Source organism: Saccharospirillaceae bacterium, from assembly GCA_022448365.1.
Classification (GTDB): domain Bacteria; phylum Pseudomonadota; class Gammaproteobacteria; order Pseudomonadales; family Oceanobacteraceae; genus Bacterioplanoides.
Genome location: JAKVCS010000030.1, coordinates 1 through 2,216 on the forward strand (window position 1 = coordinate 1; position 2,216 = coordinate 2,216).

The 2,216-nt window shown below is 46.3% G+C and carries 3 protein-coding genes; 2 read left to right on the forward strand and 1 reads right to left on the reverse strand.

The annotated features are described in order from the left end of the window. Positions 1-424 (forward strand): ATP-binding protein (locus tag MK185_17770; protein MCH2042478.1); only part of this gene is annotated, 424 nt, incomplete at its 5' end. Here MK185_17770 and MK185_17775 read toward each other — a convergent pair. Then, on the reverse strand, positions 405-1,814 hold the full coding sequence (locus MK185_17775) for an IS66 family transposase (GenBank protein ID MCH2042479.1): 1,410 nt from the start codon (positions 1,812-1,814) through the stop codon (positions 405-407). The two genes, MK185_17770 and MK185_17775, sit on opposite strands and share 20 nt — an antisense overlap. 126 nt (positions 1,815-1,940) lie before the next feature. Here MK185_17775 and MK185_17780 point away from each other — a divergent pair. Beyond that, a partial coding sequence (locus MK185_17780; protein MCH2042480.1) for an ATP-binding protein occupies positions 1,941-2,216 on the forward strand: 276 nt, incomplete at its 3' end.

Sequence of the window (2,216 nt, forward strand, 5' to 3'; positions counted from 1 at the left end):
TCATACGTCCAATTTAGCGAGTAAAGAACTAATTTGCGTTCAGGACAACATGAAGAGAGTTGAGCAGTTAGTAAATCAAATGAGCCAAGATGTGCCTAAGGCTTCGGCTGCTGCCGACTACTACAGGTCTTACTCTCCAGATAATATAAAGTTCATCGCATTGTCATTGGAGCCATTAGCTAAGCAGAAAAGACAGAGCTTGGAGGTGCGCATCAAGGGGAAAAAAGAGATTTCCCTTATCAATGACAGTTTAGAGAAAATCTTGGCAAACTTAATTCAAAACGCAATTAGGTTCACTCCAGAGCTTGGCACGATAAAAGTCGTTGCTACACAAGATAGCAAAATGCTTAAAATTGTCGTAAGTGACGATGGAGAAGGAATCGAAGTAACCGTTCACCAGGGCCCTATTGACAGGCAGCTTTAAAGTCGTTGAGCAGAGGATAGGTGGTTTTATTCAGCGTCGCAGCAAGTATTGCCCGGATCCATTTCAGAGGATTCAACTTTTGTTTTCGGCAGGTTTCTACGATGGTGAGTATACGTTGTCTGAACAGTTCGCCCCGATGTGACCACACGCCATAGCTGCCTTTTCGCCACAGCACATAGCTTCGTAATGAACGCTCGGCTTCATTGTTAGTGAGGGGGACGCCATCGTGACTGAGGAATACCCAGCACATCTCATCGTGTTTTAGCAGTAGCTTACACCGGTTCTGATAGCGGGGAGTCACACAACGCCTTGATGCCAGTTCAAGTTGTTCTCGCCAGGCGATACGCAGTTTTTCCATTCGGTCCCGGTATCGCTTTTCACTTAGCTTGTTACTTTCATACCGGTGTTGCAGCCGGAACAACAGGCGGATGAGCCTGACCAATACTGTACCGTAGATTTTATTCGTGCCCCAGCTTTCCGCCAGCGCATTCATATTTCTTAAGATATGCGCCCAACATAATTGACGATGGTCAGCATCAATATAGTGATAACCGGCATACTGGTCAGTCACAACAATGTTTTCTGGATTATCGCCCAGTAATTTCTTCGCTGCCCAGGCTCCGCGAGAGAAGTGCGTCATAAAGCATGATAATTCTGCTGTGCATACTTGCCACATCCAGCGGTTTTCATTGCCCCGCTGATGACGGGTTTCATCACAATGAACCACTGCCTCATTATGCATAGTCTCTTTAATATCCTGATAGGCAGGCGTCAGCACCGCACTGACGCGGCCTTGTGCTTCAGAGATAGCACCGCGACTGAACGATAAACCAAAGTTTTGCTCGAGCTGTTGCTGGATTTTACTGATACTCTGGTGAAACTGACCCGACTGCATCGCCACATACGCCAGCAGGTTATTGCCCATCTGCCCTTGATTCACGTTGTCGGGTAGTGTGGCTTTTACCGTTTTACTGCACTGACAACACTGGCCCTGATGCAACTGATGTTCGACTACAGAGAATGCCTGGCTGGGAATATCAAATACCTGATGCCGACGATAAGGGGAATCATTGATAGCAATGTCACCACCGCAAGCACAAGTATCGTCGGGATAATAGGTGCGCGTCTCATCAACGGTATCGGCCAGCATCCGCTTACTACCTTTATGGCCGGATTGCGCACCGCGCTTACGGCCTGTCGGCTTTTTAGCTGGTGCAGAAGAGGACGCCCCCGGCCCATTAGACGATGGCGGGCGCGATGAATTACGACTGTTTTGATTCAGTCGGTCTTCGAGGTCATTTAGCCTGTCCCAGAGTGTACTAATGAGCTCATTGGCATCATCGAGATTAGTAGCGACGGGTGGCTTTGTGGGCTGCTTTTTACGTGGCATGAAACCACTCTGACAGACTGGCGGGATCAATCAATAGGATCCCCACGATCATTGAAAATAAATATTACTAACTGTCAATAGGGCCCTGGTGAACGGTTACGAATCGAAGACCGTCTACAAAATAAAATATTCGAAAGGTTTACCAAAGGGAGCGGCAAACACGAAGGTCTTGGCATCGGTTTAGCAATGGTCAAAACTTTAGTTGAATTGAACCAAGGTGAAATTGCTTTAGAGAGTCAAAAAGGTGTTGGAACAAAAGTTACCGTCACTTTACCCATTGACGATATTGAATACGTAAATTCACATGCTGAAAAATTGTCACCAGCAAACGCTAAGTCGAATAAAAAATCAATATTAATTGTTGATGATAGCAGAGAGTTTCGCTCTTATTTGTTTGATATG

Excerpts from the sequence above, each read along its gene's own strand:
- MK185_17775 (MCH2042479.1), bottom strand. The coding sequence starts at position 1,814 with ATGCCACGTAAAAAGCAGCCCACAAAGCCACCCGTCGCTACTAATCTC.